General features: G+C 63.7%; 24 protein-coding genes and 1 pseudogene. 21 read left to right on the top strand and 4 right to left on the bottom strand.

From position 1 onward, the window contains the following. The first annotated feature begins 4 nt into the window (after nt 1–4). The 19 genes from C476_RS03055 to C476_RS02965 all read left to right on the top strand — a co-directional run bounded on the left by C476_RS03055 (nt 5) and on the right by C476_RS02965 (nt 20212). The gene (locus tag C476_RS03055; RefSeq protein ID WP_008009736.1) at nt 5–1237 is read left to right on the top strand and encodes a CbiX/SirB N-terminal domain-containing protein; all 1233 of its coding nucleotides are present in this window, start codon (nt 5–7) and stop codon (nt 1235–1237) included. 53 nt (nt 1238–1290) lie between these two features. Next, nucleotides 1291–1662 carry a DUF3209 family protein gene (locus C476_RS03050; protein ID WP_008009735.1) on the top strand — a complete coding sequence of 124 codons (372 nt, stop codon included), beginning with the start codon at nt 1291–1293 and terminating at the stop codon, nt 1660–1662. Further along, nucleotides 1662–2939 carry an outer membrane protein assembly factor BamB family protein gene (locus C476_RS03045; protein ID WP_008009734.1) on the top strand — a complete coding sequence of 426 codons (1278 nt, stop codon included), beginning with the start codon at nt 1662–1664 and terminating at the stop codon, nt 2937–2939. The genes C476_RS03050 and C476_RS03045 overlap by 1 nt, the downstream gene beginning before the upstream one ends. Nucleotides 2940–3055: 116 nt before the next feature. Further along, a complete protein-coding gene (locus tag C476_RS03040) occupies nt 3056–3826 on the top strand; it encodes a hypothetical protein (protein ID WP_083857019.1) in 771 nt (256 codons plus the stop codon). Then, entirely contained in the window at nt 3823–4296 is a 474-nt protein-coding gene (locus C476_RS03035; protein WP_008009730.1) for a hypothetical protein, read from the top strand. The genes C476_RS03040 and C476_RS03035 overlap by 4 nt, the downstream gene beginning before the upstream one ends. Nucleotides 4297–4355: 59 nt before the next feature. Next, nucleotides 4356–5201 (top strand): hypothetical protein, encoded by an 846-nt coding sequence (locus C476_RS03030; RefSeq protein WP_049911569.1) that lies wholly within the window; start codon nt 4356–4358, stop codon nt 5199–5201. 80 nt (nt 5202–5281) lie between these two features. After that, nucleotides 5282–6085: a hypothetical protein gene (locus C476_RS03025; protein ID WP_008009725.1), complete on the top strand. Its 804-nt coding sequence runs from the start codon at nt 5282–5284 to the stop codon at nt 6083–6085. A gap of 201 nt (nt 6086–6286) precedes the next feature. Further along, complete coding sequence (locus C476_RS03020) at nt 6287–7204, top strand: substrate-binding domain-containing protein (RefSeq protein ID WP_008009723.1); 918 nt, start codon at nt 6287–6289, stop codon at nt 7202–7204. Between the two features lie 43 nt (nt 7205–7247). Beyond that, entirely contained in the window at nt 7248–7919 is a 672-nt protein-coding gene (locus C476_RS03015) for an ABC transporter permease (RefSeq protein ID WP_008009721.1), read from the top strand. Between the two features lie 67 nt (nt 7920–7986). Beyond that, a complete protein-coding gene (locus C476_RS03010; protein ID WP_049911568.1) occupies nt 7987–8790 on the top strand; it encodes an ATP-binding cassette domain-containing protein in 804 nt (267 codons plus the stop codon). 41 nt (nt 8791–8831) lie between these two features. Then, entirely contained in the window at nt 8832–9569 is a 738-nt protein-coding gene (locus C476_RS03005; protein ID WP_008009715.1) for a TOBE domain-containing protein, read from the top strand. A 99-nt stretch (nt 9570–9668) separates the two neighbouring features. After that, a complete protein-coding gene (locus C476_RS03000) occupies nt 9669–10112 on the top strand; it encodes a universal stress protein (RefSeq protein ID WP_008009713.1) in 444 nt (147 codons plus the stop codon). Between the two features lie 162 nt (nt 10113–10274). Next, entirely contained in the window at nt 10275–10775 is a 501-nt protein-coding gene (locus tag C476_RS02995; protein ID WP_049911551.1) for a universal stress protein, read from the top strand. Nucleotides 10776–10913: 138 nt separating this feature from the next. Beyond that, nucleotides 10914–12905, top strand: coding sequence for an acetate--CoA ligase (acs, locus tag C476_RS02990; RefSeq protein ID WP_008009709.1), 1992 nt, complete (start codon nt 10914–10916; stop codon nt 12903–12905). A 125-nt stretch (nt 12906–13030) separates the two neighbouring features. Further along, entirely contained in the window at nt 13031–15247 is a 2217-nt protein-coding gene (locus tag C476_RS02985) for a bacterio-opsin activator domain-containing protein (protein WP_008009708.1), read from the top strand. Nucleotides 15248–15585: 338 nt separating this feature from the next. After that, a complete protein-coding gene (gene acs, locus C476_RS02980; protein ID WP_008009706.1) occupies nt 15586–17562 on the top strand; it encodes an acetate--CoA ligase in 1977 nt (658 codons plus the stop codon). Between the two features lie 55 nt (nt 17563–17617). Then, nucleotides 17618–18064 (top strand): DUF4212 domain-containing protein, encoded by a 447-nt coding sequence (locus C476_RS02975; protein WP_008009705.1) that lies wholly within the window; start codon nt 17618–17620, stop codon nt 18062–18064. Further along, complete coding sequence (locus C476_RS02970) at nt 18061–19746, top strand: sodium:solute symporter family transporter (RefSeq protein ID WP_008009703.1); 1686 nt, start codon at nt 18061–18063, stop codon at nt 19744–19746. Before C476_RS02975 ends, C476_RS02970 begins: the two co-directional genes overlap by 4 nt. 4 nt (nt 19747–19750) lie before the next feature. Next, nucleotides 19751–20212, top strand: a complete 462-nt coding sequence (locus tag C476_RS02965) for a universal stress protein (protein ID WP_008009701.1) — start codon at nt 19751–19753, stop codon at nt 20210–20212. Nucleotides 20213–20485: 273 nt separating this feature from the next. Here the strand turns inward: C476_RS02965 and C476_RS02960 are convergent, their stop codons facing one another. From C476_RS02960 to C476_RS02945, 4 genes and pseudogenes are all read right to left on the bottom strand, one after another. Beyond that, on the bottom strand, nt 20486–20701 hold the full coding sequence (locus C476_RS02960; protein WP_008009700.1) for a hypothetical protein: 216 nt from the start codon (nt 20699–20701) through the stop codon (nt 20486–20488). Nucleotides 20702–20792: 91 nt separating this feature from the next. Continuing rightward, nucleotides 20793–21158: a cupin domain-containing protein gene (locus C476_RS02955; protein WP_083857018.1), complete on the bottom strand. Its 366-nt coding sequence runs from the start codon at nt 21156–21158 to the stop codon at nt 20793–20795. Nucleotides 21159–21211: 53 nt separating this feature from the next. Continuing rightward, nucleotides 21212–21689 (bottom strand): annotated as a pseudogene (locus C476_RS02950) (cupin domain-containing protein). Nucleotides 21690–21856: 167 nt separating this feature from the next. After that, nucleotides 21857–23014, bottom strand: coding sequence for a LolA family protein (locus tag C476_RS02945; RefSeq protein ID WP_008009695.1), 1158 nt, complete (start codon nt 23012–23014; stop codon nt 21857–21859). A 101-nt stretch (nt 23015–23115) separates the two neighbouring features. On the opposite strand from C476_RS02945, the gene C476_RS02940 reads away from it, so the two are divergent. Both C476_RS02940 and C476_RS02935 read left to right on the top strand, forming a co-directional pair. Next, the gene (locus tag C476_RS02940; RefSeq protein ID WP_008009693.1) at nt 23116–24312 is read left to right on the top strand and encodes a M24 family metallopeptidase; all 1197 of its coding nucleotides are present in this window, start codon (nt 23116–23118) and stop codon (nt 24310–24312) included. A 190-nt stretch (nt 24313–24502) separates the two neighbouring features. Then, on the top strand, nt 24503–25903 hold the full coding sequence (locus C476_RS02935) for an FAD-dependent oxidoreductase (protein WP_008009690.1): 1401 nt from the start codon (nt 24503–24505) through the stop codon (nt 25901–25903). Nucleotides 25904–26111: the final 208 nt, after the last annotated feature.

Below are 26111 nucleotides of genomic sequence, written 5' to 3'. Positions count from 1 at the left end.
ATCGATGAGCACACCTGACGACTCCACGCCCGCGACGGTGGCTGGCTTCGACGACGAAGCCGTCCTCCTGATCGGCCACGGCTCCAGACGCGAGAAATCGAACGAACAGGTCCGCGAACTGGCCGCCGGCCTCGAGTCACGGCTCGGGATTCCGGTCGACGCCGCGTTCCTCGAACTCGCGGAGCCGTCGATCGACGAGGCCTTCGCGGGACTTGCACCCGTCACCGATCAGGTGACGGTCGTCCACTGCTCGCTTTTTGCCGCGAGCCACGTCAAAAACGACGTGCCGCTGGCGATCGAGCAGGCCCGCGCTGAACATGAGATCGCGATCAACAACGGCGCACATCTGGGGGTCCATCCTGCAATCCTCGATTTGCTCGACGACCGCGCCGCTGCCGTTGAACGCGAACTGGGCATCGATCGCACCGAAGATGACGTCGCTGTTGTCGTCTGTGGGCGGGGCTCGAGCGATCCGGACGCCAACGGCGACGTGCATAAGCTGGCTCGCTTGCTGTTCGAGGGTCGGGACTTCGACCGCGTGGAGGCGACGTTCATCGGCGTCACGGAACCGACGCTCGAGGACACCTTGCATGGGCTCTCGAAACACCGCCCCGACGCGGTCGTCGTCCTGCCGTACATGCTTGGCGACGGCGTCCTCACCCAGCGGGTTCGCGACTGGACCGCGGAGTTCGACGAGGACTACCCCTACGTCGATGCGCTGGCCGGCGACCCGCTCGGCACGGACTCGCGGCTGCTGGATGTCTTCGCCGACCGCTGGCAGGAGGCCCGATCGGGCAGCGTCGAGATGTCCTGTGACACCTGCAAGTACAAGGTCGACCTCGAGGGCTACGAGGAAGACGTCGGCGGCGCACGCGCCATGTTGCGTGCGCTGGCCCACCAGGAGGCCCACGCCGACCGCGAGGATATCGACGACGAGCCCCACAGCCACGACGCGCCCGCAAAGCACGTCGCGGTCTGTACCAACCAGACCTGCGCGAAGATGGGCTCGCCGGCGGTGCTCGAACGGCTCCGTCAGGAGGTCCGGGACTCCGAACACGCCGACGCCCGAATCACGCGCTCGTCCTGTCTCGGCCGCTGTGGCGACGGGCCGATGGTCGCGGTCTACCCCGATGGAATCTGGTACGGCGACGTTGCGGACGACGACGCCGAGCGGATCGTCGCCGACCACCTCGATCGAGACCGCATCGTCAGCGACCTCGTCGATCAGACGCTGTAGCGGAGTTGTATCGACCACTGAGACGACACACGATTTACCACTACCATTCACCCATGAGCTGCCACGAAATCGAAGCACTACGACTCGGATTGATGAACGTCCTCGGCGTCGGGGACGACAGCGCCCGCGAGCATGCGGAGAAAGAACTCGAGGGCCACCTTGAGGGCCCGATTCAGGGCCTCGTGGAGGCCGACAGCCTCACCGAGTTGCAGCGCCACCTCGACGCGGCGCTGGTCGACTTAGAGGAGGAGGTCGCCACGATGGACAGCGACGACCCGGAATACGATTACACGCGAGGGCGACTGCTGGCGGTTCGTGACGCCGAGCGAGCGGTCGGACGGCTGGCCACGCAGGGCGAGAGCATCGTCGAGGGGCTCGGCGATGCCCACGACACCCTCCACGAGACGTTTCCGGTAGAGGAGTGATGATGGCTGAACCTGCACCCGAACACGACAGCGGGATCGATCTCCGACGGAGACCGCTCGGCGAGATCGAGCCGGCGCGGAGTCGCCACATGTGGACCCGATCCGCGGTGGGCGTTGCCGAGTCGGGCGACCTCGTCGTCACCGGCGAGTGGGACGGCACCGTTACTGCCCGTGATTCCGATTCGCTCGAGACCCGCTGGACGGTCGACCATCCGGACCACGCGGTCGGCATCACGTCGCTCGAGACCGACGAGACGATCGTCGTCGCTGGCCGTGGCGACACCGGCGCGATCGTCGCCTACGACACCGAGACGGGCGAGCAGCGCTGGCGCTACGACACCGCTGACGACGTCGGCGAGGCAGTCAAGGACACCGTCTTCTACCTGCCCTACGTCGTCGCACTCGAGACCGGCACGGACGCCGACGGAAACGAGCGGCTCTATGCTGCTGCGCGACGCTACGAACGCGACGGAGAGACGCGACAGTGGCACAGCACGGTCTACGCGTTCGACACCGACGGCGAGGTCTGCTGGACCTACGAGACCGACGCCTCGCCGATCGCACTCGACCTCGACGCCGACGGCGAGCGCCTCGCGGTGGGCTACAACCGCTGTATGGGCGATCACGATACTGGGCTCGTCGTCCTCGAGGCCGAGTCGGGCGAACTCGCGTGGACCTGGGACCCCGGCACCGACGGCGATCGCCGTGTCGGCGACGTTTCTTTCGACGGCGAAGCGATCGCCGTCTCGAGTCACGGTGACAAACGCGGCTATCTGCTCGGCCCCGGCGGTGCCGAGCGCTGGCACGTCGACCTCGCGGTCGAAACCGAGATTGAGGGCGAGACGCTGTATGCCTATCCGAACCACGCCTACGCGAACGACGGCCGGGTGGCGTTCGTAACCGGCAACACCTACGCCGCGGAGAGTCGCGAAACCGAGAGCCGGCATCCGAACGAACACCGGGTCGCTGCGTTCGACGCCGACGGCGAGTTGCTCTGGGACGACGCGGTTCGTGGCTTCGTCCACGGGCTGGCGACCGACGGCGATCGGCTCGTCGCGCCCTGTGCTCAGAACTTCCGGGTTCGCGATCCCGATACCCACGCCGTCCGTTGGTTCGATCTCGAGTCCGGCCCGAACGGCTGTGAGCGCATCGATGGAATCGCCACGGCGGCTGCCGTCGCCGACGACACCGTCGCTGCGATCGAGGAACCCGTCGCGTATCACGACGAGGGCGAGACGCGTGGCGCGTACGCGCTTCGGATCGGCTCGCTCGAGTAGCGCCGATCAGGTCAGTCGGCCAAGCGTGTACAGTTATTTTTCGTTAGCGGGTGACTGATAGCCGCATACGCAAGGCCAACCGCCACAACTGACCTTGCCTTCTGCTTTTTTGGACAATGACCAATGAGTTCGCAGATGACGGACTCGAGGAACGCTTGGATTTCAGGCGGGACGAGCGGTCCTCGAGCCGTCCTGACAGCGCCGTACATGCGGCAGGGCCGCCACGTCGAGTGGTGACCGATGGCGGACAGGCGGAGGTGGAAGAACCGGAAGCCGAAACGACCGACAGTGATGCCGAGGGAGAAGTCGAAGACGCACCCGAAAGCGAACAAATCGAGGGCGAAGACGAGGACGAGATAGAAGAGCCGGAAGTCGAGGAAGAAGCAGCGGAACCGGAAGCGGAAGTGGAGACAGCAGAAGAAGCGGAAGAAGACGAATACCACATCGAAGACGCCGACGACGTCTATCAGGACGAGGCGGTTGCAGGCGTCCTCCATCTCGACCTCGACGGCCTGTTCCTCGATTTACTCGGCCTCGAGGTGAACCTGAATCCGGTCACGCTCGACGTCTCAGCGCGACCGGGCGAGAACAACTTACTCGGGACCCTCCTTGCAGCGGTCTCGGGGCTCTTCGACGGGTCGAGTGGCATGCTCGAGACGGAAGGTGAAGACGCAGAACCGGGTGACGACTCCCCCGGCCGCCTCTCCAGTGCAGTCGGCTGGTTCAAAGAGAAGCTGGCCGCGCTGGTTCCCAGCTTCCCCACCGAGGAGGTCGTGGCAGCGATCGTCAGTGAAGTGATCGAACAGGTAGTCGAACGACTCGAGCCCGAGCGAACTGATACGTCCGGCGAACGGGCGGACCCGTCACAAGCGGAGGTACCGTCATGAGCGACAGCACACTGACCCAGCGGATCGATACCGAGAAGATTAGCGACAACGTCGACGTCGACGAACTAGTCGAAGGAACCCAGTGGGAGGACGAAATCGACGGGGACAAGCCGCTCGGCGAAGCGCTGGGCGGACAGATCGGTGCGATCCTCGGACGAGCGATCGGTGAATCCCTCGGGCGGACGATCGGGGACATGGTCGTCGACGAACTGCTCAGTTCCAGCGCTGGAGAGCACGCCCAAGCGGACGAAGAGCCAGCCGATACGGTCGATGAAGCCACAGACGACGAACCCACCGCGGAGGAAGCGGAAGCAGCCGGGGACGGCGAGGGAGAAGCCGAGCGTGACGGAGACGAATCTGAAGCTGGCGCTGACACGGAACCCGAGTCGGAGGGCGATGCCGAGACGGACACGGAAGCCGAAGCATCGGCCGGCGAAGAACCGGACCAGACGTCCGAAGCGGAGGAGTAACCCCATGCGACTCGAATATCATGCGCTCCATCGCCGCGGACTAACTCGGGGTGAGAGACGTGAGTGACGGACCGGGACTGAAAGGCATGGTTGCCGAGGAAGTCTCGAATCAGGTCGATGTCACCGAGGTACTCGGTGATGGGGGCCTCGAGGACAGCATCGATGGCGGCGACGTCGGCGCAGCGGTCGGCCGCCAGTTCGGCGAGCGGTTCGGCCGCGATGTCGGCGCGTCGGTCAGCCGGACTATCCACGAGACGATCGCCGCGGATGTCGAGGACGGGAAGGAACTCGGCGAGATCCGGGCTGACCTCTCGGCGGCGATCCGAGACGTCCTCCAGGAGTCGTTCTCGGAGCTCGAGGGCCGCGACTCGCTTGCGTCGATGGCCAAAGGCGTCACTGACGGGAGCAGCGTCGAGGGACTCCTGGACGGTATCGGTGGCGACGAGAGTGAGGGACAGACTGAACCACAGGACGAGAAACCGGCGGACGAAGCGGAAGAACAGGAAGACGAAGGCAAAGACCGCGACGAACCGGACGCCAAAGCGGCGGTCAAAGAAGCTGCCGGCAAAGCAGGAGCGACAGTCGAGGGAACTGCTGACAATGCAAAAGAGACAGCCGAAGATGTCACGAGCGAATCCAAGGAGACGGCCGAGGAAGCCGACTCGTCCGGCGATGGCAAAGACGAGTCGTCGATGGAGCACCTCGAGGACCGCCGGAAGGACACGCTCGAGGGCTTCCTCGGCGTGCTGTCCGACAGCGATCTGCAGTCGATCGCGAAAGACGTCGGCGTGAAAGCGAACCGTAGTCGCGAGGAGATGACCGACGAAATCATCGAGACGGTGATGGACGATGAGCCGAACTCGGACTCGAGCGAGGAGTTGGAACCGGCGGCGGAAGCCGAATGATCGAGTGAAACACACTGCCCCAGCGTCGAACGAGGGGATAAACGACACAACGAGCAGCGCAGCGAGCTCTGGAATCACGCATGACCGACTCGAAACTCCAGGATCGAGTGCAGAAGGTACTGACCGAGGCCGACGCATCGAGTGGCTCGCTCGTCGCCGGCGATGGCGACGACGGGGCAGCCGAGACAGCGTTGCTCGAGACCGCAACCGAGGCGAGTGACCTCCTCGAGTCGGCCGATCCCGACGAGTTGCTTACAGCAGTCGGCTTCGACACACTCGAGGATGGAACTGAACCGGATTCGATTCCGGAGGCGATCGCCTGGGGCGAACAAGAGCACGTCGCGGACCTCCAGCGGTTGCTCCGACTCGCAACCCTCGCCGATCGTGCCGACGAGGACTGCCTTGAGGTGGCAGTCAGCGATCTCCGGGAGACGATCAGCGAACGGACAGCATCGGCTGCCGGAGACGAAAAACAGGGTGTCGGCGGGGCTCGATCGGACGAGTTAACAGCCGACGAAAGCGCCGGTGCAACGGAGACGACCGCCGATCTCGAGGATCGCCTTCGATCGTCGATACGGACCTCGTTCGAGCAGTTCGACGACGACATCCGGCAGCTCAAAGCGCGACTCGAGACGGCGAGTGCCGGCACACTCAGTCGTGAAGGTGCCAACGCCGACGCTGTGGACGATGCTGCAACCGAAGCAGACGACGCCGACACTGCGGATGACGGCGATCTCGTGGAAACCGGACGCGGCGACGATCGAACCCGCGGGACAGCGCCGGGTGGTCAAACGCGCCACTCCACGATGGCACCGTCGCCGTCCGAACGAGCGGACATGCGGGGAACTGTACGACACTCGACGATGCCGGACAAACACGGGTAGCTGGTGTGGGGACTCGAGACGAACGCCGTCGTGGCGGTCGCCCAGTCCGAGTAGCGCTCCACCGGCGGCTTCCGGCCGTGTCGATCAGCGTGCCGTAACCAGAAGCCGTTACCTTTCTCCTCAAATCGAGCGCTCGAGCGAACGATGTAACCATTTGTGCCCCCAATGTTTATACAACTGCGATCCATCGTTGTTTCCGATATGGAATATCGGCGCCGAGCGTTCTTAGGGGCAGGTGCGACTGGGATCGCTGCGGCCGTTGCGGGCTGTCTGAATAGCAGCAACGACGCCAGCGAGGGGTCGATCGCTGGAGCGGAACTCGCGCTTGCGACGACCACGAGCACGTACGACACGGGACTGCTCGACGAGATCAACGCCAAGTTTCAGGATCGATTCGGGGTGCAAGTCGCGCCAAACGCACAAGGGACGGGGCAAGCGATCCAGTCGGCTCGAGACGGACATGCCGACGTGATCCTCGTCCACGCACGCTCACAAGAAGACGAGTTCATGCGGGACGGCTACGGTGTCAACCGGCGGGATCTGATGTTCAACGACTTCGTGGTCGTCGGCCCGAGCGACGATCCGGCGGGCGTGGACGACACCGGACAGGCGACGGCCGCGCTCGAGGCCATCGCCGACGCGCAGGCGACGTTCGTCTCCCGCGGCGACGACTCCGGAACCCACACCAAGGAGATGGGTATCTGGGCCGAAGCCAGCAGCGAACCTGGCGGCGAGTGGTATCAGGAGACCGGTGACGGCATGGGCGACACGCTGATGATCGCGGACGAGTCGAGCGCGTACACACTCGCTGACCGGGGAACCTTCCTCTCGATGCGGGACAACTTCGACCTCGAGATCCTCCTTCAGGGTCCGATCGAGGGTGGGCCGGAACTGCTCGCGAATCCCTACGGGATCATGGCGGTCAACCCCGAGATCCACGACAACGTCAACTACCAACTCGCGATGGCCTACATCGGCTTCTTTACCAGCCCCGAGGGACAGGCGCTCATCGCGAACTACACTGCGAACGGCCAGCAGTTGTTCTTCCCGGAGGCGGAAGATCCGGATTTCCAACAGTACGTCCCCGAGGGATGGCAGCCGGATTCGGGCGGCGAGTGATCGCCGCGTTCACAGACCAGCCACACGGACGGGGTACCAACTGATGCCATTCGAACTGATCACCGAACCGAACTATCTTCGGAGTGTCATTCGCGTCTCGCTGACGGTGAGTCTGACCGCCATCTTCGTGAGTACGCTGGTGAGCCTGCCGATCGCGTTCCTCATCGGCTTCGCCGACTTCCCTGGCAAGCGCCTCGTAACGGCGATCATCAATACGGGAATGGGCTTTCCAAGCGTTGCCGTCGGACTGTTCGTCCTGCTATTTATTTCGACCGACGGCCCGCTCGGATCGCTGGACCTCGTCTATACGCCGGAGGCGATGATCATCTCGCAGTGTATCCTCGCCGCGCCGGTGATCACGGGCGTCGCGCTTTCGGCAGTCGAGAGTGTCGACGACGCGGTTCGCGATACCGCCTACGGGGTGGGTGGGACCCGTACTGATGTGGCGCTTATCACGCTCAAAGAGGCGCGTTACGGCGTTATAACTGGAATCCTCGCCGGCTTCGGACGGGCGATCAGCGAAGTCGGATCTGTCCTCATCGTCGGCGGGAACATTGCCTACGCCGACGGTACGTCGAAAACCCGCACCATCACGACCGCAATCACGTTCGAGACGCGCCGGGGCGAGTTCGAGACGGCGCTGGCACTCGGTGCCGTCTTGATCGTCCTCGTCTTGCTCGTCAACGGAATCGTCATGCGACTCGGTGGTCGATAACTATGAGACGGACGAACGACCGCTCCTCGAGACGACTGCGACCGATCGACACAGAGGTGACCAGCCGATGAACCTCGCACTCGAGGACGTCTCCTACGGCGTCGACGGCACCGAAATCCTGACGGAGATCTCGCTTGCGCTCGAGTCAGGCGAAATCATGACGATTATCGGCCCCTCGGGGGCCGGCAAGACGACGCTGTTGCGGCTGGCTGCCCTGTTCGAGCAGCCGACCGGCGGCACGATTCGCTACGACGGGACCGACCCCTGGGCGCTGTCACGGGACGACCGACTCGTGATCCGTCGCCGGATCGGCATGGTCTTCCAGCAGGCAAGCCTGTTCGACGCGCCGGTTGCGCGTAACGTCGATATCGGACGACGGGTTCGGTGGCCGTGGCCGCGGCGGATTCGAGGATTCCTCGAACGACTCCTCCCTCGCCGGTTTACTGGCTCGCCGGCCGTCGATGAACGGACACTCGAGGCCCTCGAACTGGTCGGGCTCCGTGACGCGTGGGATCGCGATCCGGCGTCGCTGTCCGGCGGCGAAGCACAGCGGGTGTCGTTTGCCCGCGCGCTCGCAGTGGAGCCCGAAGTGCTGGTGCTTGACGAACCGACGTCGGATCTCGACCCGCGAAACACGGCCATCCTCGAGCGGGCGATCGAGCGCTCCCGCGAGCGCGATCACGGCGTCTTGCTCGCGACCCACGACATGCATCAGGCCGAGCGGATTTCGGATCGCGTCGCCGTCCTGCTCGAAGGGGAACTGGTCGAGGTCGGCCCGCCGGGCCAGGTCTTTGAGAAGCCGCGAGACGAGCGAACCGCGCGGTTCGTCCGCGGCGATCTGTTGTACGATGATAACGAACTTCCCGCCTGACCGCGAACACCTCCGTGAGCGGAGCGCCGCCGACTGAGATCATGGAAAAAGCGTTCGACCCCTACCTACGGATCGACGACGTGACCGTCGATCGAAGCGACGTCGAGATGTTGCGCGCGATCGACGATTGTGGCTCGCTGTCGGGTGCGGCAGACGCCCTCGAGCGATCCTATCCGCGCCTCCAGCAGCGGGTGGTGGCGCTCGAGCAGTCGATCGGCCCGCTGGTCGAGCGGACTCGCGGGGGTGCCGACGGTGGTGGGAGTTCCCTGACGGAGACGGCACGAGAGCTGCTGGTGCGGTTCGATCGGCTGGTCGCGGCCTACGAGGGCGTCGCGCGCGTCGATGAAACGGCCCTGTCGGGACCGGTCGTCGATCGTGACGGCGAACTCGCAACCGTCGAGACGTCCGTCGGTGCGGTACTGGCGGTCGCCCCGGCCGACGCCGCACGCGTGGCCGTGACGATCCGTTCCGATGCGGTCAGTCTGCATGCGCCTAGTGAGGTGCCACGGCCCGAGGGAACCAGCGTCCGCAACCGGTTTTCGGGTACCATCACGTGGCTCGATACCGGTGCTGCCGTCGTGCGGGTGGGAATCGAACTCGAGCGTGACACAAACAGCGATGGAGCCGAACCGCCAGAACTCGTGGCGCTTGTCACCCGCCAGAGCGTCGAGACCCTAGAACTCGAGCCCGGCCGATCGATCGTCGCCTCGGTGAAGGCAACGGCGGCGCGGGGGATCGCCCGGGACGAGTTAGACGCCGTTTCGACCGACGCAAACTGATCGGACTGTCGGGACCGTTGGTTCGATATCGCCTCGAGCAGTCGTTCGATACCTGGTCGGAGCCACAGCCCTTTCTCGCGGGGGCACCTATCACCACGTATGTACGATTCGATTCTGGTCGCAACTGACGGCAGCGAGACGGCGACGACTGCGGTCGACTACGCGCTCGCGCTCGCAGCGCAGTTCGACTCGCCACTGTACGGTATCGCCGTCGCTGACGACCGGACCGACTACGACACGGGGATCGTCGATCCCGACGAGGCCCTGCAACACCTTCGCAAGCGGGCCGGGGACTGGCTCGAGACGGTCGAATCGAAAGCGGCTGACGCCGACGTGGCCGTCGAGACGGCGGTTCGGACCGGCGTCCCCCACGAAGAGATTCTCGCGTACGCAAGCGAGAACGACATCGACGTGATCGTCGTCGGTGCCCGGGGCCGCTCGTCGCTCAAGGGGGCACTGCTTGGCAGCACCATCGATAGGGTCGTCAGGGTCGCCGATCGGACGGTACTGGTCGTCGGTGACGACGATGCCCGGGACCAGTGATACGGGCGACTGGACGTCAGTTCCGGCACACCCGCATGACGGGCTGTGGGTGTGCCGGGACACAGTGACAGCAGGCCGTATGAGTGTCAGACAGTACTCGAAATCGAGTCCCCGTTTGCTGGAGGGAGAACATTTACGTCCGCTGTCGTATGACATACCCCTATGTCATTGCTCGTTCCCTTCGACGGGTCGGAGTTGGCCATGAACGCACTCGAGCGCGCCTCCACGTTCGGTGATCTTCTCGACGAGGAAGTCGTCGTCCTGACGGTCATTCCGGACGACGAGGAGTACGCACGGGATCGCGGCTGGATCACGCAGGGCGAACCGTTCGACCCGGAGACGATCGCCGCGGGTATGCAGACCCGCGCCAACGAGGTCGCACCGGAAGCGACCGTCCGCTCCGAGCGAGTCAGTTCCGACGAGCCGACCGCGACATCGACGACGAACGTCGTCCGCGAGATCCGACGGGTCGCCGGCGACCTCGAGGCGTCGGTCGTCTTTATCGGTTCCGAAAACGCGGGCTCGGTCATCGCTCCCCAGTCGAGCGTCGGCAGTCCGGTCGCAAGCGACCAGCGGTACGACGTCTACGTCGTCCGCGAACCCGGCGACGAAGCCGATGCAGATGACCGCTCGGATATCGATTCCACTCTGGACGGATTCTGAGCCCAACGGCACTCGGTCGCCCTGCCGTGGGCCGGACACGATTCACCCGACCGTTTCAGTGATTGCAACGGCGCGTCTCACTGTGCGGTGGTCCAGAGGAACGTTTATTCCTCTGACCGACCACGTTTCGAACGATACATGGTCGAACGAAACGGGCGGAGCCACGAGACCTCGACACCGTCAGGCTCCACCCTCAGTCCTCCCGACTCGTTCGTCGAGCAGGCGAACGTCGCTGATCCGGCGATTCACGAGCGCTTCGAGACGAACTGGCCGGACTGCTGGACGCGTGCGGCCGACCTCCTCTCATGGGACGACCCCTACGACACCGTCCTCGAGGACGACGACGCTCCCTTCTACCGCTGGTTTGCCGATGGCCGACTGAACGCCGCTTACAACTGTCTGGACCGCCATCTCGAGTCGGGTCGGAAAAATCACGCCGCGATACGCTGGGAGGGCAAGCAAGGCGAGCGCCGGACCTACACCTATCAGGACCTCTACGTCGAAGTCAACGAGTTCGCAGCAGCGCTGCGCGAGCTGGGTGTCGAAGAGGACGATGTCGTGACGATCTATCTGCCGATGATCCCCGAACTGCCGATCGCGATGTTGGCGTGTGCCCGGATCGGTGCCCCTCACAGCGTCGTCTTCGCCGGCCTCTCTGCGGACGCGCTCGCGACGCGGATGGACGCCGCAAACAGCGAGTTCCTGATCACCTGCGACGGCTATTATCGGCGCGGCGACGCCTTCAACCAGAAGAGCAAGGCCGACAACGCTCGCATCGGCCTCGAGCAGGACGTTCGGACAGTCGTCGTCGACCGCCTCGGCGACGATATGCCACACGTTCTCGGCGACGACGAGTGGGACTACCACGAGCTGTGTGACGAGTTTGCCGGCGAGACGGTCGAGCCGGTGTCACGCAACGCCGAAGATATGCTGTTTCTGATGTATACCTCGGGGACGACTGGCCAGCCGAAAGGCGTCGTTCACTCCACGGGCGGCTATCTCGCCCACGTCGCGTGGACGAGCCATGCGGTCCTCGATATCAAACCCGAGGATACCTACTGGTGTGCGGCCGACATCGGCTGGATTACGGGCCACTCCTACATCGTCTACGGGCCGCTTGCGCTCGGGACGACGACGGTCATGTACGAAGGGACGCCCGACTATCCCGACCGTGATCGACTCTGGGAGATCGTCGATCGCAACGCCGTCGACGTCTTCTACACCGCGCCGACGGCGGTCCGCGCGTTCATGAAATGGGGCTCTGATTATCCTGGCCGACACGATCTCTCCTCGCTGCGGTTGCTCGGTACCGTTGGCGAGCCGATCAGTCCACGCCCCTGGAACTGGTACCGCGAGCATATCGGCGGCGGCGATTGTCCCGTCGTCGATACGTGGTGGCAGACCGAAACCGGCGCAGTAGCGATCTCGACGCTGCCGGGCGTCGACGAGATGAAACCCGGCTCGGCCGGCCCGCCGCTGCCGGGAATCGACGCTCGCGTGATCGACTCCCAAGGAGAGGCGGTTGAACCCGGCGAAACCGGCTATCTCACGATCGCTCGTCCGTGGCCGGGGATGGCCCGGACACTGTACGACGGCGACGAGCGGTTCGTCACCGAGTACTGGCAGCGCTTTTCCGATCCCGATGCCGACGAGTGGCGCTACTTCAGCGGCGACACGGCCCGGATCGACGAGGACGGCTACATCACTGTCCTCGGCCGCGTCGACGACGTCATCAACGTCTCCGGCCATCGGCTCGGCACGATGGAGATCGAGGGCGCGATCGCCGACGTCGATGGCGTCGCCGAGGCCGCCGTCGTCGGTCGCTCGAACGAGACCGGCAACACCGAGATCTACGCCTATGTCAGCACCGAACGCGAGCGCGAGCCGGATGCGAGCATCCGGTCTGCCATCCTCGAGAGCATCGAGGCAGCGATCGGCCCGATCGCCCGTCCCGCCGAGGTGATCTTCACGCCGGAACTGCCAAAGACCCGCTCGGGCAAGATCATGCGCCGCCTGCTCGAGGACGTCGCCAACGGCGAGGAGCTCGGGGACACGAGCGCACTCCGGAATCCCGAGATCGTCGGTGAGATTCAGGCCGAGGTCGGGGACGGCAGCCACTCCGGCCAGTAACGTTTCGCAAACTCAGATAGTCCGAAATCAATTCGGGTCGGAATCTCTGACCGATCTCGATTACTCCTCACGAACGCCGGGAAGAGGCGATACAATTATGTTCGCGAAACTAAAAGGACCGAACTATGAGCCTCGAGCAGGGGATGGGGGCGGTACTCAGGAGCCAGGAGTACGAGTCGCTTCTCGACGCTGCCGAGACCTACCGCGAGGCGCTGGTGATCCGCCTCTGTGCCGACGTCGGCCTCCGGCCGGCGGAACTCACGCGGCTCACGATCGATGACATCGAGCAGGTACGAATCGATCCACCGCGGTATCTCGTCCGGGTTCCGACCGAGGACGGTGGGCGGGATCGAACCGCGTATCTGCCGACGCGTGTCGAACGCGAACTCCGGCGATACGCACGGAGCAACGGGCTCTCGACCGATGACCGTATTTTCTCGGTGACACCCCGCCGGCTGCAGATGTTGGTCTCTGACGTCGCCGAGCGGGCAAGCGAGCTGTTTAATGACCCTGGCCTCGCCGACCTCTCGACGAGCGATCTCCGGCAGTACTTCGCCCACACTGCCTTGGTCGAACACGACGTCAATCCCCGCGTCGTCAAGACAGCGGGCGGCTGGCGCAGTTTCGAGGCCCTCGAGTCCTATTTACCAGAGCCGACCGACACCGAAATCGTCGACGCCTTCGACGCCGTCGAGCGGCCGTCGGGCCCCGGACACGACCGATCCGGCGGCCAGTCGGGGCCAGTGATCGGCGACGACAGCGTCATTCGCCTCTTACTGGCGGCGAGCGATCGGTACGCGTTGCTTCGGCTCGATGCAGACGGCTACGTCGAGCGCTGGAATCGCAGCGCGGCAGCCATGTTCGGCTATCGGGCCGGCGAGATCGTCGGTACGCACGTCTCGACGTTCTATCCCGACGCCGCTGTCGAAGACGGCGCGCCCGAACGAACGCTGTCGACGGCTATCGAAGAGTCCGGTACCGAGACCGAGGGGTGGCGCGTCCACAAGGACGGCTCACAGTTCCGTGCGACCGAAGTTATCTCGCCGCTGCGGGACGATCAGGGCCGTCACCGGGGGTTTGCCGTCTTCGTCCGCGACGTCACGGTCGCTCACGAGGAACTCGCGACCGCTCGCGAAAAGCGAGACGAACTCGACCGACTGTACGCGGTCGCGCGCCGTCATCGAGACGTTACGCACGCGTTACTGGATTCAACTGATCACGAAGAGATCGAAACGTCGACTTGTACCGCCCTCACCGACGGCACGGCCTACGAGTTCGCGTGGATCGACCGCGCAACGATGTCGGACCACCGTCGGGAGTGGCGTGCATCCAGCGGGCTCGAGCCTGACGCGGTCGAGCGCGTCCTCCCTGAGGAATGGGACAACGAGCCAGCCACCGGTCCCGACGGCGCGGATTCGGCGACGGCGGCCCAGGCCGGCGACCGGACGGTCCTCGTCGCAACCGACGTGACGGCATCGCTCGAGGACGACACGTTCGAGGGAGCCGTCGCACGCGTGCCGCTTGCCTACGGCGATACCGTCTACGGGCTGCTCTCGGTCGCGACCGAGCGTCCAGGGGCGTTCGACGACGACGAGCGGGCCTGGCTCTCGACGATCGGTCGGCACGTCGGCTACGCGATCGCCGCCATCCGCCGGCGAAACCTCCTGTTGTCCGACCGCGTGACGGAACTCGAGGTTGTCTGTCGCGACGAACGGTCGTTTTTCGTCGACACGTCACAACAGCTCGACTGTCGCTTCGAACTCGATTCGCTGGTCCCGATCGACGAGTCGACTCAGCTCTACTACGTCCGTCTGGAGGGGGCGTCACCGGCCGACGTCTTCGAACTCGCCGAGGACGATCCCGGTATCGACGACTGTCGGCTGGTCGAAACCGACGAGGACGGCTGGCGCGTCGAGTTCGTCATCGACGGCTCCTGTCCGATCGTCACACTGACGGAGTACGGCGTTACCGTCCGCGAGGCGGTCTTCGAGGACGGCACGGGGACGATTACCGGCGACTGTGCAGTCGACGCTGATATTCGGACGATCCTCGACGGCCTTCGATCCGTGTTTCCGGACTCCGAACTGGTCGGGAAACGCGAGACCGAACGCACCGTCCAGACTGCCCGCGAGTTCAGGGAAGGCCTCGAGGACCGCTTGACTGATCGCCAGGAGGCAGCGCTTCGCGCGGCGTATTTCGGCGGCTACTACGACTGGCCCAGAGAGAGCACGGCCGAGGAGGTCGCGGACGCGATGGGTGTCTCCTCACCCACGCTGCACAATCACCTGCGAAAGGGCCAACACGAGTTGCTTCGAACGTTCTTGGACGATCCGGACGGTTAGACCGTCCGTTCACGAGACACTGCCGGCAGTTCGGGATCGCGCGACTGTGGTGGGAGGCGTTGGCGCGTACTGGTCGATTTGAGACTAAGTCTCTAGATCCGTCGTTCGATTCGGTATCGCTGACGCTCGGTCTGGTACCGACTGGCACGCACGAGATGGCAGCTTGACATCGAGTGACTCGTCGCACCACCGATTTCACCCCGTTTTTCGCGTGTGAGAGCTGCCTCTTTCCCCCTCAGATAGCCACGATTCCCCCTGATACCCCGCGAGTAGCGGGTCGATTTTGCACAACTAGAGGCCGCCTTTACTATGGTAGTCGATAATTGACTGGGTGTACCATGTCACAGGACAATGCCGATCTCGAGGCACGACTCGCGGAGCAGGACACGTTCGAGCCGCCCGAGTCGTTCGTCGAGCAGGCAAACATCACTGACCCTGGGATCTACGAGGAGTTCGAGGAGAACTGGCCGGGCTGCTGGGAGCGTGCGGCCGATCTCCTCTCGTGGGATGAAGAGTACGACGCTGTCCTCGACGACAGCGACGCACCGTTCTACGAGTGGTTTACCAACGGCGAGATCAACGCCTCGTACAACTGTCTCGACCGGCACGTAGAGGACGGCGCCGGCGACAACGTCGCGATCGAGTGGGAAGGCGAACTCGGCGAGACGCGCACCTACACCTACGAGGAACTGCTGGACGAAGTCGAAGACACCGCCGCGATGCTGCGCGGCCTCGGCGTCGAAGAGGACGACATCGTCACGCTGTACATGCCGATGATTCCGGAGCTGCCGATTGCGATGCTGGCGTGTGCCCGCATCGGCGCTCCCCACAGCGTCGTCTTCGCCGGCTTCTCGGCGGACGCGCTTGCGACCCGGATGAACTCGGCCGACAGCGAGTACCTCATCACCTGCGACGGCTACTACCGCCGCGGGGACGCGCTCGATCACATCTCGAAGACCAACGAGGGCCTCGAGGGCGTCGAGCACGAGGTCTCCGACGTCGTGGTCGTCGACCGACTGGGCGACGATCTCGACCACGAGCTCGCGGACAACCAGCACGACTACGACGACCTCGTCGCCGAGTACGAGGGATCGACGGTCGAACCGGTCGCGCGCGATTCCGAGGACATGCTGTTCCTGATGTACACCTCGGGCACGACCGGCCAGCCGAAGGGTGTCAAACACACCACCGGCGGCTATCTCGCCTATAGCGCCTGGACGAGCCACGCCGTCCTCGACATCGAGGCCGACGACACCTACTGGTGTTCGGCCGACATCGGCTGGATCACGGGCCACTCCTACATCGTCTACGGGCCACTCGCGCTGGGCACCACCAGCGTCATGTACGAGGGCACGCCGGACTACCCCGACAAGGACCGTATGTGGGAGATCGTCGAGAAAAACGAGGTCGACATCTTCTACACCGCACCGACCGCGATCCGCGCGTTCATGAAATGGGGCGAGGAGTACCCCGCCCAACACGACCTCTCGAGCCTACGCCTGCTCGGGACCGTCGGCGAGCCGATCAACCCACGCGCGTGGAAGTGGTACTACAAACACATCGGCAACGAGGAGTGTCCGATCGTCGACACCTGGTGGCAGACCGAGACCGGGGGCATGATGATCACGACGCTGCCGGGCGTCTGCGAGATGAAACCCGGCTCCGCCGGGCCGCCGCTGCCAGGCATCGACGCACAGGTCGTCGACGCCAACGGCGAGGAAGTCGACGCCGGGCAGGCCGGCTACGTCACGGTCAACAACCCGTGGCCCGGCATGCTCCGGACGCTGTACGACAACGACGAACGCTTCATCAACGAGTACTGGAATGAGTACTCCGATGCGGAGGCCGACGAGTGGGTCTACTTCCCCGAAGACGGCGCGAAGATCGACGAGGACGACTACATCACCATCCTCGGCCGGGTCGACGACGTGATCAACGTCTCCGGTCACCGGCTGGGCACGATGGAGATCGAGTCGGCCGTCGTCGGCGTCGAAGGCGTCGCCGAAGCCGCCGTCGTCGGCGGCGACCACGAGGTCAAAGGCGAGGCCGTCTACGTCTACGCCATCCCCGAAGACGGCTACGAGGGTAGCGCGGAACTCGAGGAACGAGCCGCCGAGGCCATCCTCGACTCCATCGGCCCGATCGCCAAGCCAGAGGAGATCGTCTTTACGCACGAACTGCCCAAGACGCGCTCGGGCAAAATCATGCGCCGCCTGCTCGAGGACATCGCGAGCGGTAACGAGCTCGGGAACACCTCGACGCTGCGTAACCCGGATGTCGTCGACGACATCGCGGAGCAGGTCTCGACCGACTAACTAACCCCTATCTTTTTAAGATAACAAACAAGTCAACAACACGATTCGTCATAATATGCCAGATAATAACAGCCACGATTCGACTGACAAACAGATCGAAACGGACGGGGGGGTGGCCGGACAACCAGGCCAGTCCCACCGAAATACCGACTACCTCAGTGCGGAGATCAACCTGCTGAACCCGAGTACGCCGTTCATGCGCGATCACCTGCGTGTGATCTGGACCGGCTTTATCGCCTGGTTGGTCCTCGTGTTCGGCCCTGTGTTCGCAACGATCGTGGCACCGGGCGTGATGACCTCGCCGATTCCGGTCATCGAGTTCCCACTGCATTACTTCCTGGTGGCCTTCTGTGCCCCATCCGGTGCGCTGGTCCTCTCGGCGTGGTACGCCCGCAAGCGCGATCAGCTGGACGCGAAGTACGGCATCGACCACTCGGAGCCGACGGGAACGGCCGGCAGCGCCGAAGACGCCGCGGCCACTGACGGAGGTGTCGACCAATGACGGGCACTGGAACCCTCCTGCAGTCGGGCCTGCTCCCGCAGGGAATGGACGTCTCGTTCAAACTTGCACCGGCTGTCCTCGTTTTGGGGATGCTTGCGGTCTTCCTCCTGATCGGCTTCGTGTTCCGCGTGGCCGACACGGAGGACATGTGGGTCGCGGGCCGGTCGATCGGGAACATCGAGAACGGGATGGCGATCGGGGCCAACTGGATGTCGGCCGCATCCTACCTCGGGATGGCAGCGCTGATCGCCCTCTCGGGCTTTTACGGACTTGCCTTCGTCGTCGGCTGGACGACGGGATACTTTATCCTGCTCATCTTCATGGCCGCACAGATGCGCCGGTTCGGGAAGTACACCGCACCGGACTTCGTCGGCGACCGATTCAACTCTGACACTGCACGTGGCATCGCAGCAGTCACGGCGTTCCTGATCGCGTTCGTCTACGCGATCGGGCAGGCCCGCGGGATGGCCCTTGTCGGTCTGTACATCTTCGGCGACATCGGCTTCGCCGGGCTCAGCGGCTACCAGGCGATGGTCATCGTCATGATGACCATTACGGTCCTCTACCTCACCCTCTCGGGCATGATGGGGGCGACCAAGAACATGGCCGTCCAGTACGTCATCCTTATCGGTGCCTTCCTGGCCGGCATGTACGTGGTCGGCTGGACGCAGGGCTACTCGACGGTGCTCCCGCAGATCGAATACGGGATGCTGATCAGTGAACTCGGCACCGAGTTCAGCGAACCGTTCGCAACCGCCAGCCCGTACCTCTGGATCGCGACGTGTTTCTCGCTGGTCGTCGGGACCTGCGGGCTCCCCCACGTCCTGGTCCGCTTCTACACGGTTGAAAACGAACGAACTGCCCGCTGGTCGACCGTGACCGGGCTGTTCTTCATCCTCCTGCTGTACCTCGGTGCGCCGGCGTACACGGCGTTCGGTGTGCGGCTGTTCGACGTGAACCCCAACACTGCCACGACGTACGCCGCAGAAGGCGGCATGTCCGCAGCAACTGCCGACGTTCTCGTCGTGGTCGCCGCACAGTTCGCGAACCTCCCACAGTGGTTCGTCGGCTTCGTGGCCGCCGGCGGGATCGCCGCTGCGATCGCGACGACTGCCGGGCTGTTCATCACCGGCTCCTCGGCGGTCTCCCACGACATCTACGTGAACCTCATCAATGAGGACGCGACGCAGCGCCAGCAGATTCTCGTCGGTCGGCTGGGCATCGTTGCCCTGGGCGTCCTGACCACGCTGGCTGCACTCGACCCCGCGGCACCGATCGGTGCACTGGTGTCCTACGCGTTCTCGCTGGCCGGCACGGTGCTGTTCCCGATGTTCTTCCTCGGTCTCTGGTGGGAGAACACGAACCGTCAGGGCGCACTCGCCGGGATGCTCACTGGCCTGACCATTTGGTTCATCCCGATGATCAACGAGGTCTTGCCCACGTACATCGGCAACGGTGAGCCGTACGTGGCCGCACTCGCACAGTGGCTGCCGGCGATCGGCTCGGCACTCGTCGGCGTTCCGGTCGTCTTCGCCGTCACCATCATCGTCTCCGTGATGACTGACGAACCGTCGCTCGAGACCAAGAAGATGGTCCGACAGTGTCACAGCCCCGAACCGATGGGCCAGCAGCAGTCTGCAGAAGACGTCGTGACCGACGGCGGCGAACCCCTCGACGACTAAGACAATGTACGAGAAAATACTCGTTCCGACAGACGGCAGCGAAACGTCCGAAGCGGCGGTCGAGCACGCAGTCGACCTCGCCGAAAAGTATGGGGCCGACGTACACGCCCTGTACGTGGTCGATACCGACTCGATGAGTCTCAGTCTCGGGGCTGAGCAGCTCGATCGTATCGAACAGGGTCACTTCGGCGAGATGACCGAGATCAAAGACCGTGCCGACAGCGCCACCGGCTTCGTCGCCGACCGCGCCGGTGAACACGGCCTCGAGACCGTCGAGCACGTCTCGGCGGGCAGACCTCACTCACTGATCGAGGACTACGTCGAGGACAACGACATCGACCTCGTCGTCATGGGAACGCACGGCCGTTCCGGTATCAAGCGCGCACTGCTCGGCAGCGTTGCTGAACGAACGCTTCGTAGCGTGACGGCACCAGTGATGGTCGTCGATAGCCGCGACTCGGCATAGACGCAGCGTTTTTCACGGTTTTATTCGACTGCAATTCTTCCAGTGGCGACCAAAACAGTTCTTTGGCTGTCAATTCGGACCCGGCCGAACTGAGCGGAGTGGGAGTCCGGTCACTGCCGATGTGAAACCTGTTCTGTCCAGTCGACTGAACCGGATGCCCTCAGCAATCAGTGGAGACAGCTCTTGATAGCCGACCCAAAATCGTAGTCGGAGGGGACTCCGCTCTGACAAAACCCGTCTGGTATTGCTACCGACTGCAACCGGGGGCGGTCATTACTGCTTTTGTTTCGCAGCTTCGACACTCCAGATGAGGCCGAAGTACGCGATGATGCCCGCGGCCATGAACATATAGCGGGCCCAGTCCGGTCCATCGAGGAGACGAACGATGAGATCCACCCCTGTCACCCAGAGGATCGCAAACACTAGATCCGTCAGCATTCCCCACCGCTCTTCGCGGGCAGTCTGTAGCCACTCACGAACGCCTGTCATCGACCCATCACCCTGCTCGTAACGTCATCCATCATGAGGGTGTTTCGCAGGGCCTCCGAAAAAGCCTATCGACGTCTCACGAGCCTGTCGGCTACTGCTCGTAGAACTCGTCGACTTCGGCCGCCGGAAACGCCGGCGTTGCAGCGGAGACGTACTCGAGCGTTCGATCGCCGGTGTTCTCGAGACCGTGTTCGGTGTTCGCCGGGATATGCACGAGATCGCCGGCCGTGACGGGCCGTTCCTCATCACCGACGGTCATGATGCCGGTTCCCGAAAGGATGACGTAGACCTGTTCCGGGTCGTGTTCGTGGGTCACTTGGCATGCTCCCGGTTCGACATCGACCCAGGTAATCGTCAGCTCGGTCTCCGAAACCTCGTGTTGTGAGTGGAGGATGTGAGAGACTAGTCCGTCGTTGCGAGTGAGTGCCGGTGCATCAGATTTGTTCACTACCCTCATGAAAACACAAAGTCATATGTGGGATATAATTCTTTGGAGAACCGACATCATCGTCACGCGTCCCAGTAGTCGGTCTTGTCGTCGATGTGGTAGTAGCCCTCGAGCGTCCGTTCACCGCGGCCGCCCGGCGGCGAGCCGATGAAGACGCCGAACTTGTCCATCTCCGGATAGACGGTGACGTCCGGTTCGTTCATCGTTGAAATCGCGAGATATCGAAGTGGTCTCTCGCTGTCGTTGAGGACTCGGTTCCCACCACTTTCGTTCGCCGGGAGCGTGACGTAATCGCCGGCCGTCAGCTCTACGAGGCCGGATTCGGTTTTGAGTTTTTCCGTCACCCGATAGGACGTAGAGCGCCTCCTCGTTGGCCGTGTGGTAGTGATCGGGCCACGAGTGCATGGCTGGCGGGAGTTCATACAGGCTACAGCCGAGGTCGGCTGCATCGACGGCGCTCGAGAGTTCTTTCCGCCGGAACGTCGTCTCGTCGGGGTCGTACGTCTTCCAGTTGACGGTCGATTCGTTCGTCTTCTCCATTCCGCGACTAGTTGTCCCTTCGGTCACATATTACTGCAGGTCAGTTCCGTCGCTTACTCATACTGTCAGACAGCAGTCAGTGAGAAGTCGCTCACGAAAACCGGCTGTTGCCGGCGGTGACGGCCGAGTCTGAGCGAGCGATCTTCAAATAGTTCTGTCCGACAGTATCAGGGACAGCCGATCGACGACGCGATCTCGAGTAGCGGTGTGTCGTCGGTGAGACTCGAGATCTCGTAGCTCACGTCATCACAGGTCCAGAACACGCTCTGAATCCGTCCATCGCGACGGTAGGCCGTGTGGCCGTCGATCTCGATCTCCTCGAGAGCGTCGGGGCTGAACCGCTGGACTTCCCGGACGGCCACGTAGAGTTCGCGTGCGACCACGTTCGGATCGTTGTACCACAGCGTCGTCGTCGTCCCGAACCGGTCGGCCTTCTCGACGACAGTGACCCGATCGAGGAGATACGACTCTGGGACTGCTGGCTCCGGCAAGTTATACGGAGCGACGGCTTCGGCAGCCGCTCGCGACTCGAAGACGCCCAACGGCTTGCGCCCGTCGGTGACGACGGTCGCGTCGTTCGGTGGGTGGTACGTGAACGTCCCCGGCTCGAGCCCCTCATTGATGGCGAGGTCCTCGTACGTGACGGTGAGTTCGTGGCGAATCTCGCCGTCAATCTCGACTGTATTTCGCTCCTTGATTGGATATCGATACTCCTTGTCGATCCAGACGGTCCGGGAGACATCCATCGCATCGGGATCGCCGGTCATCCGGAGTGGGACGACGAAGGTCGTCTCGCCGACGACGAGATCGACTGTCGGCCCGATGTCGTCGACCGGCGGCTTCGTCTCGATAACGTGTGCCTCGCGGCCGTCGACAGTTTCGACCCCTTCGTAGCCGAGACGGGACTTCTCGAGGAGGCTCTCGAGAACGAGCCGTGTCCGATCGGTATCGACCTTGTTCGGATGATGCTGTTTGTCGACGATCGCCGTCGACGGATTGTACTCCCACGTCGTGGCTCGGTTGGTTACGGTCACAGCGCCGGCTGGGATATCTGGATCGGTCGACTCGAGGACCTCGATGCGCTGTTTGGCCGGCGGTTTGCGTGCGATACGTTCCGTTCGCTCGACGGTCTCGGCGGGCGTTTCGACCGTCATGGTCCGACGGGCCTGCAGGTTGGTCATGTGGCGGCGCGTCTCGATAGCGTCGCGAACGAGGGTTTCGCTTTCGGGGGGCTCAGTTCCGGGCGGCTCGTCGTCACCCGGATAGCTCACACAGCCGGCAAGTGCAGCCGTGGCCCCCACAGCGAGGAGCCGCCGACGATTCATACGCGGGAGATTACCATCTCTAATGATAAGTGTGTGGGTTCGATCGGTCGACGATGGCCGTGACCCCCGGTGTTTTGTGCGCGGCTCTCACACGTTCAGTCATGAACGTCGATGCCGATCTCGCTGCACTTCGGGAGTTTCTCGCAGCCAACGGGCTTGATGGCTACCTGATCGACGATGACGCCTCGGATTCGGACCAGCGGTACGTCTCGGGGTTTACCGCGCCGGACCCATACCAGACGCTCGTCACGGACGATGGGGTTCACCTGCTCGTCTCCGGACTCGAGTACGGCCGCGCAAGCGCCGAAGCGAACGCGGACTCGGTCACTCGACGGGCCGCCTACGACTACCAGCAACTGGTCGCCGAACACGGCCAGTACGAGGGTCGGATTCGGACGATCGCGGCCTTTCTCGCGGATCACGACGTCGACGCGATCGCCGTGCCACGGACGTTTCCGACGGGAACCGCCGACGGCCTCCGCGAACACGACTTCACGGTGACGGTCGAATCCGAGGGGATCGTGACTGACATCCGCGCGACGAAAACCGACTGGGAGCTCGAGCAGATCCGGGCGAGCCAGCGGGCCAACGAGGCTGCGATGGCCCGCGCAGAGGAACTGATCGCCACCGCCGACATCGAGGACGGAATCCTCGTCCACGACGGCGACCCGCTCACCAGCGAACGCGTCACAGAGGAGATCGAAATCACCCTGTTGCGCCACGGCTGTTCGTTGGACGATACGATCGTCGCTTGCGGGGCTGACGCCGCGGATCCCCACGACCGGGGCAGCGGGCCGCTCGCGGCCGACGAGCTGATCGTGATCGATATCTTCCCCCGGGACAAGGAGACGGGCTACCACGCCGACATGACCCGCACGTTCGCCCGCGGCGATCCCGGCGCGGCGGCCCGTCGGCGCTACGAGGTCACACGCGAGGCCTACGATGCCGCCCTCGAGGCCGTCGAGGCTGGCGTCACTGGCGCTGACGTCCACGGCGCGGCCTGCGATGTGATCGAGGACGCAGGCTACGCGACGCTGCGGAGTGATCCAACCACCGAGACCGGCTTTATCCACAGCACCGGCCACGGCGTTGGCCTCGATGTCCACGAACAGCCAAGCGTCTCACCGGCCGGCGGTGAACTGCAGCCGGGCCACGTGATCTCGATCGAACCCGGCCTCTACGATCCGAACGTCGGCGGCGTCCGTATCGAAGACCTGATCGTCGTCACCGCGGACGGCTACGAGAACCTGACCGAGTATCGCGTGAGGCTCGAGCCGATGGCTGGCGATCCACGGTAGACGGGAGCAGCGGACCATGACTCAGGAACGGTTCTATAGTAGCCACTGAAACGATTTGCACACTGATCGCAACGCAGCCGTGCGATCAGGTGTACATTGACTTTCAGTGGCTACTATAATCGTCTCCGATCCGACGGCGATCGTTCCAGAGCTACTATCCGGTATCAGTCATTACTTCTAGTACGATCGAATGACGCTGGCGAACATCGCCCGATACGACGAGCGACGAGCGCCATCTCTCGGCCAGCGGGCGGTCGTCGTCGGTGGGAGCGTGGCGGGGCTCTGTGCGGCACGGGTTCTCTGCGATTCGTTCGTCGAGATCGTGGTACTCGAACGCGACGCGTTCCCCAGCACGCCGGCGGCTCGCGAGGGGGCGCCACAGACGAGCCAGCCACACGCGCTGCTCGAAGCCGGGCGGACGACGCTCGAGGACTTCTTTCCGGGGTTCGGGAACGCGGTTCAGTCCGCCGGCGGGCTACAGCTCGATATGACCAAAGACTTCGTGTGGTACGACCAGGGAGGGGCCGTCACGGAAGCGGCTGCCGACCTGCCCGCCCTCTATGCGAGCCGACCCCTCTTCGAGCACGTCATCCGCGAGCGACTCCGGGAGTTCAGCGAGGTACAGTTACGCGGGGGGTGTCACGTTCTCGGCTACGAGCACGACGCCGAGACGGAGCGAATGACGGGGGTGCGGTTCCGCGACGAGGATGGACAAGAGACCACACTCGAGGCAACGCTCGTGGTCGACGCGACTGGCCGACAGAGTCGGACCCCGACGTGGCTCGAGACACACGGGTATCCAGTACCCGACGTCGACACGGTCGAGATCGACGTCACCTACAGCACTGTCCGGATCGAGCGGCCGCCGGACGTTCGGGGTGGCGTCCTCATCGCACCGGAGCCCCACCGGCCACGAGGTGCAGCGATGCTTCCCATCGAGGACGGCCAGTGGGAGGTACTTCTTCAGGGGCTCCACGGTGAGCAAGCCCCTGCTGACCGCGAGACGTTTATCGAGTGGGCCGAGGCGTTACCGCGGGACGAAATCGGCCGTCGACTCCGCGAACAGGAGTGGGTCTCGGAGAGTACGCGCTATCCGTTCCCCGCTAGCGTTCGGCGATACTACAGTTCTCTCGACCGGTTCCCGAAGGGCTTGGTCGTCACGGGCGACGCAATCGCTAGCTTCAATCCCATCTACGGGCAGGGGATGTCGGTTGCGGCGCTGGACGCGCTTGCGCTTCATCACGAACTCGCCGCCGGACTTGCAGGCCTTGGACCGCGGTTCTTCCGCCGGACGGACGCGATCATCGACGAGGCGTGGAGAATCGCCGTCGGAAAGGATTTCGTGTTTGATCGGACGACGGGACCGAAACCGTTCGGCACTGACCTCTTCAACAAGTACGTCGCTCGCCTCCTCCGGCGAGCCCACGACGATGGCACCCTAACCGAGGCGTTCTTCCACGTGTTCCGACTGGAACGGTCGGCAACCAGTCTGCTCCACCCGAGCGTCGTCTGGCGCGTGTTCCGCCCGCGGTTCGGATCAGCGACGAGTTCGTCCGAGAACGAATCCACATCGTATTCGACGGGAGACTGATACGGTCTGCTGTACCGATTTACCGGTGCACCCGCAGGGCGGTCGCGGTCCCACCGGAACTGACTGACAGGAGTCCGTATGACACCGACATCTGGCCGTCGACAAACCGCCGATTCGACGCCAATCGACGAGATTCGTATGCCACTGGCGTCTCTCGTATTCACGTTCAGAACCGAATCTCGCGTGACGGGGTCGCAACGCTCGGCGA

This window comes from Natrinema limicola JCM 13563 (genome assembly GCF_000337475.1).
In the GTDB taxonomy this organism is placed as follows: domain Archaea; phylum Halobacteriota; class Halobacteria; order Halobacteriales; family Natrialbaceae; genus Natrinema; species Natrinema limicola.
The sequence above is the reverse complement of the archived record's forward strand: the minus strand, read 5'-3'. Positions and strand labels throughout refer to the sequence as shown.

Bases quoted from the DNA above. Each gene is read 5' to 3' on its own strand.
- C476_RS03055 (WP_008009736.1), top strand. From the start codon at position 5: ATGAGCACACCTGACGACTCCACGCCCGCGACGGTGGCTGGCTTCGAC.
- C476_RS03050 (WP_008009735.1), top strand. From the start codon at position 1,291: ATGAGCTGCCACGAAATCGAAGCACTACGACTCGGATTGATGAACGTC.
- C476_RS03045 (WP_008009734.1), top strand. From the start codon at position 1,662: ATGATGGCTGAACCTGCACCCGAACACGACAGCGGGATCGATCTCCGA.
- C476_RS03040 (WP_083857019.1), top strand. From the start codon at position 3,056: ATGACCAATGAGTTCGCAGATGACGGACTCGAGGAACGCTTGGATTTC.
- C476_RS03035 (WP_008009730.1), top strand. From the start codon at position 3,823: ATGAGCGACAGCACACTGACCCAGCGGATCGATACCGAGAAGATTAGC.
- C476_RS03025 (WP_008009725.1), top strand. From the start codon at position 5,282: ATGACCGACTCGAAACTCCAGGATCGAGTGCAGAAGGTACTGACCGAG.
- C476_RS03020 (WP_008009723.1), top strand. From the start codon at position 6,287: ATGGAATATCGGCGCCGAGCGTTCTTAGGGGCAGGTGCGACTGGGATC.
- C476_RS03015 (WP_008009721.1), top strand. From the start codon at position 7,248: ATGCCATTCGAACTGATCACCGAACCGAACTATCTTCGGAGTGTCATT.
- C476_RS03010 (WP_049911568.1), top strand. From the start codon at position 7,987: ATGAACCTCGCACTCGAGGACGTCTCCTACGGCGTCGACGGCACCGAA.
- C476_RS03005 (WP_008009715.1), top strand. From the start codon at position 8,832: ATGGAAAAAGCGTTCGACCCCTACCTACGGATCGACGACGTGACCGTC.
- C476_RS03000 (WP_008009713.1), top strand. From the start codon at position 9,669: ATGTACGATTCGATTCTGGTCGCAACTGACGGCAGCGAGACGGCGACG.
- C476_RS02995 (WP_049911551.1), top strand. From the start codon at position 10,275: ATGTCATTGCTCGTTCCCTTCGACGGGTCGGAGTTGGCCATGAACGCA.
- acs (WP_008009709.1), top strand. From the start codon at position 10,914: ATGGTCGAACGAAACGGGCGGAGCCACGAGACCTCGACACCGTCAGGC.
- C476_RS02985 (WP_008009708.1), top strand. From the start codon at position 13,031: ATGAGCCTCGAGCAGGGGATGGGGGCGGTACTCAGGAGCCAGGAGTAC.
- acs (WP_008009706.1), top strand. From the start codon at position 15,586: ATGTCACAGGACAATGCCGATCTCGAGGCACGACTCGCGGAGCAGGAC.
- C476_RS02975 (WP_008009705.1), top strand. From the start codon at position 17,618: ATGCCAGATAATAACAGCCACGATTCGACTGACAAACAGATCGAAACG.
- C476_RS02970 (WP_008009703.1), top strand. From the start codon at position 18,061: ATGACGGGCACTGGAACCCTCCTGCAGTCGGGCCTGCTCCCGCAGGGA.
- C476_RS02965 (WP_008009701.1), top strand. From the start codon at position 19,751: ATGTACGAGAAAATACTCGTTCCGACAGACGGCAGCGAAACGTCCGAA.
- C476_RS02960 (WP_008009700.1), bottom strand. From the start codon at position 20,701: ATGACAGGCGTTCGTGAGTGGCTACAGACTGCCCGCGAAGAGCGGTGG.
- C476_RS02955 (WP_083857018.1), bottom strand. From the start codon at position 21,158: ATGAGGGTAGTGAACAAATCTGATGCACCGGCACTCACTCGCAACGAC.
- C476_RS02945 (WP_008009695.1), bottom strand. From the start codon at position 23,014: ATGAATCGTCGGCGGCTCCTCGCTGTGGGGGCCACGGCTGCACTTGCC.
- C476_RS02940 (WP_008009693.1), top strand. From the start codon at position 23,116: ATGAACGTCGATGCCGATCTCGCTGCACTTCGGGAGTTTCTCGCAGCC.
- C476_RS02935 (WP_008009690.1), top strand. From the start codon at position 24,503: ATGACGCTGGCGAACATCGCCCGATACGACGAGCGACGAGCGCCATCT.